Here is a 4,262-nt window from a genome sequence, read left to right as displayed (position 1 = left end):
AAGTGCGGTGATTTTTCACCGCATTTTTATTGCAGCAGAAATGCTTAAACTTTCACCGAACAAAAAATCTCCCGTTGAAATTCCTTTATTTATTCCTATATAAGATCCCATTGCAAAAGAGAGGATACAATATGAACAAAAATCAAGAAACGCGTGGATTTCAATCTGAAGTTAAACAATTACTTCAATTAATGATCCACTCACTTTACTCGAATAAAGAAATCTTTTTGCGTGAGCTAATTTCTAACGCTTCTGACGCGGCGGATAAATTACGCTTTAAAGCCCTTTCTGCACCAGAATTATATGAAGGTGATGGGGATTTAAAAGTTCGCATCAGTTTTGATGAAGGAAAAGGCACAATCACCATCAGTGATAATGGCATTGGTATGACGCGTGAGCAGGTGATCGATCATTTAGGGACGATTGCGAAATCAGGAACGAAAGAATTTTTGAGCGCACTTGGCGCGGATCAAGCGAAAGACAGCCAGCTTATCGGGCAGTTTGGGGTGGGCTTTTATTCTGCTTTTATTGTGGCGGATAAAGTAACCGTGAAAACCCGTGCCGCAGGCGTGCCAGCAGATCAAGGCGTGTTGTGGGAATCCACTGGTGATGGTGAATATACCGTAGCCGATATTGAGAAAAAAGAGCGTGGTACAGAGATCACCTTGCATTTACGTGAGGAAGACAAAGAATTTGCCAACGCGTGGCGTTTGCGTGAAATCATCAGCAAATATTCCGATCATATTGGTTTGCCAGTAGAAATTTTGACACCAGAATATGATGATGAAGGCAAAGAAACGGGCGTGAAATGGGAAAAAATTAATAAAGCCCAAGCCCTGTGGACGCGTTCAAAAGGCGAAATTTCTGATGAAGAATATAAAGAGTTCTACAAACATTTAAGCCACGATTTTGCTGATCCGCTACTGTGGGCGCACAATAAAGTAGAAGGAAATCAAGAATATACCAGCTTGCTTTATGTGCCGTCAAAAGCCCCTTGGGATCTCTTTAACCGCGATCACAAAAAAGGCTTAAAACTCTATGTGCAACGCGTGTTTATTATGGACGATGCGGAACAATTTATGCCGAATTATCTGCGTTTTATGCGTGGTTTAATTGATAGCAATGATTTACCACTCAACGTTTCTCGCGAAATTCTGCAAGATAACAAAGTAACCGCCGCCTTGCGTAAAGCGCTTACCAAGCGTTCATTACAAATGCTAGAAAAATTAGCGAAAGACAATCCAGAGCAATATTTACAATTCTGGAAAGAATTTGGCTTGGTGTTAAAAGAAGGTGTGGCGGAAGATGTGGCTAACCGCGAGCAAATTGCCCGTTTATATCGTTTTGCTTCAACGCATAATGATAGCAGCGAGCAAACTGTTTCCTTGCAAGATTATGTTTCGCGAATGAAAGAAGGTCAAAAAGCCATTTATTACATCACGGCAGATAGCTATATTGCGGCGAAAAATAGCCCGCACTTAGAGCTGTTTAATAAGAAAGGCATTGAAGTGTTGTTGCTTTCTGATCGCATTGATGAATGGATGGTAAGTTATCTCACCGAATTTGATGGTAAACCATTGCAGCCTATCACCAAGTCCGATCTTGATTTAGGCGATTTAGCGGATCAAGAACAGGAAGAACAAAAGGCACAAGATGAAGCCTTTGGTGCTTTCGTTGAACGCGTGAAAACCTTATTGGGAGATCGCGTGAAAGCAGTGCGTTTAACCCATCGTTTAACGGATACCCCAGCGGTGGTTTCAACGGATAACGATCAAATGACCACACAAATGGCGAAATTGTTTGCAATGAGTGGGCAGCCAGTGCCAGAAGTGAAATATACCTTTGAGCTAAATCCAGACCATTCATTAGTGAAAAAAGTGGCGGAGATGACAGACGATGCAGCCTTTGCAAATTGGGTGGAATTACTGCTTGAGCAAGCCATGTTTGCGGAGCGCGGATCGCTGGAAAATCCAACCGCATTCATTAAACGTGTAAATGAGTTGTTATCTTAATAAATTAGGTTAGAATAGAGGCGTTGTCTAAAACTAGGCAACGCTTATTTTTTGACTTATAAAAAGGAATGGTATGAAAAAATTTATTGTCGTTATCAGCTTATTGTTATCTGCTTGTAGTTCAGTGCTGAATGTTACTCAATCGGCTAAATTAGCTAACAGCTGCCAAACCTATTTCAATATTTTAGATGAGAATGTTGCCACTTCCACCTTACCAGCGGAAACCTTGCAGGCGTTGCAACAGGATTTTGCACAATATCGCAAAGAATTTACAAAACTCTCTGCTGAGAAACAAGAACAATTCTGCCGTGCGCGTTTGGCACGTTTTCAACATTAATTTTCTTTCCCTGCGTAACAAGGAGCGTCAATGAGCATTTTTATTGCGTGGGGAAACATTCATCAGTCTTATCCTTTCGAGCAAATTCCAACGGCATTACTCACGCCTAAATTACGTCAAGCACCGCCTGAGCAACCGCGTTTGTTGCAACGTTATCGTTGCCGTTGGGTGGCGCATTTTTTGCTATGGCAATTATTAAAAACCGCAAAAATTTCCACCGCACTTTTAGCACAAATCGCATACAGCCCAACCCAACGGCCGCATTTCCCCAAACCGAATATTGATTTTAATATCAGCCATTCAGGCGATTGGGTGGCGGTGATACTCAAGGTTGATGAAAAAAATGAAAACCAAAGTGCGGTAGGAATTGACATTGAATTTCCGCAAAAAGAACGGAATTATGCTGCCTTGCTTGGTCATTTCGCTCCCGAACAAGAACAACAATGGTTTGCCAAGCAGCCTGACAAAAAAACAGCCTTTTATCGTATTTGGTGTTTGCGTGAAGCGCTATTGAAATCACAAGGTGTAGGCATTGTGAAATTATCGGAAGTGGATCACCAAGCAGAGAACCTACAATTATTTTCTGCCTATTGCCCGCAAGGGGAAGCCATATTTACGCAAGAATTGCCCTTTTATTTGGCGGTTTTTGCTAATGAAACCTTGGCAACAGCGCATTATTTTTATTGGAATGATGAAGGCTTAATTCCCACTGAATTAAGGCAAAAAATTTGCTATAAAGTGAACCGCACTTTAACGGATTTTTGACGGCTTAAGGGGAAGGGAAAGCAGGCAATCCGCCCTAGACTTCACCTATTATTTTGTTTAGACTTGTAACAATTTTTTGACAAATGGAGAAAAGAATGTCCTTTAATGGTTCAGATCAAGATCCTTGGGGAAAACCAGGGAGCAACCCAAATCAATCGGATAACAAATCCGATCCAAATAACCAATGGGATAAGCGCAATAAGCAGGAACAATCCCCTCCGGATCTTGAAGAAGTCTTTAGTAATTTATTGAAAAAACTCGGTGGCGGCCAAAATGGTGGCAACCATAATGGCGGCGGCAAAGGCCTGTCATTCGGCTTAGGTAAATTGTTACCTGTTGCCGCGGTGATTGGTGCGATTGTTTGGGGCGTGAGCGGTTTTTACACCGTGAAAGAAGCGGAACGTGGCGTGGTGTTGCGTTTTGGTGAGCTGGAAAAAATCGTACAACCGGGTTTGAACTGGAAACCGACTTTCGTAGATAAAGTGATCCCCGTTAATGTGGAACAAGTGAAAGAGCTGAAAACCCAAGGGGCAATGCTCACTCGCGATGAAAATATGGTGAAAGTGGAAATGACCGTGCAATATCGCGTGAGTGATCCAGCAAAATATTTATTCAGCGTAACCAATGCCGATGACAGCTTAAACCAAGCTACCGACAGTGCGTTGCGTTATGTGATTGGACATATGTCAATGGACGATATTTTAACCACAGGGCGTTCCATTGTGCGTGAAGACACTTGGAAAGCCTTGAATGGCATTATTCAGCCTTATGATATGGGATTAGAAGTGCTTGATGTGAACTTCCAATCTGCGCGCCCGCCTGAAGAAGTGAAAGCCGCTTTTGATGATGCGATCAAAGCACAAGAAGATGAGCAACGCTATATTCGTGAAGCGGAAGCCTATGCCCGCGAGCAAGAGCCAATCGCGCGTGGTAATGCACAACGCATTATTGAAGAAGCCACGGCCTATAAAGATCAAGTGGTGTTAAATGCGCAAGGGGAAGTGGAACGTTTCCAACGCTTATTGCCTGAATTTAAAGCCGCGCCGCAATTATTGCGTGATCGCTTATATATTCAAACGATGGAAAAAGTGATGGCAAACACGCCAAAAGTATTGCTTGATAGCAACGGCAATAACTTAAGCGTGCTA

At 42.5% G+C, this 4,262-nt stretch carries 4 protein-coding genes; all 4 read left to right on the top strand.

The annotated features are described in order from the left end of the window. The first annotated feature begins 131 nt into the window (after positions 1–131). Positions 132–2,012 carry a molecular chaperone HtpG gene (gene htpG / locus C3Z13_RS11440; RefSeq protein ID WP_103855990.1) on the top strand — a complete coding sequence of 627 codons (1,881 nt, stop codon included), beginning with the start codon at positions 132–134 and terminating at the stop codon, positions 2,010–2,012. Positions 2,013–2,085: 73 nt separating this feature from the next. Next, on the top strand, positions 2,086–2,349 hold the full coding sequence (locus tag C3Z13_RS11435) for a DUF5339 family protein (protein ID WP_103853734.1): 264 nt from the start codon (positions 2,086–2,088) through the stop codon (positions 2,347–2,349). 30 nt (positions 2,350–2,379) lie between these two features. Next, positions 2,380–3,114, top strand: a complete 735-nt coding sequence (locus C3Z13_RS11430; RefSeq protein WP_103855989.1) for a 4'-phosphopantetheinyl transferase family protein — start codon at positions 2,380–2,382, stop codon at positions 3,112–3,114. Positions 3,115–3,209: 95 nt separating this feature from the next. Further along, positions 3,210–4,262 (top strand): FtsH protease activity modulator HflK (gene hflK / locus C3Z13_RS11425; RefSeq protein ID WP_181022064.1); only part of this gene is annotated, 1,053 nt, incomplete at its 3' end.

The organism is Avibacterium endocarditidis, from assembly GCF_002921145.1.
GTDB lineage: Bacteria > Pseudomonadota > Gammaproteobacteria > Enterobacterales > Pasteurellaceae > Avibacterium > Avibacterium endocarditidis.
This window is presented reverse-complemented; position numbering and strand designations above follow the sequence as displayed.

Coding starts and splice junctions, on each gene's coding strand:
- htpG (WP_103855990.1), top strand. CDS start 132: ATGAACAAAAATCAAGAAACGCGTGGATTTCAATCTGAAGTTAAACAA.
- C3Z13_RS11435 (WP_103853734.1), top strand. CDS start 2,086: ATGAAAAAATTTATTGTCGTTATCAGCTTATTGTTATCTGCTTGTAGT.
- C3Z13_RS11430 (WP_103855989.1), top strand. CDS start 2,380: ATGAGCATTTTTATTGCGTGGGGAAACATTCATCAGTCTTATCCTTTC.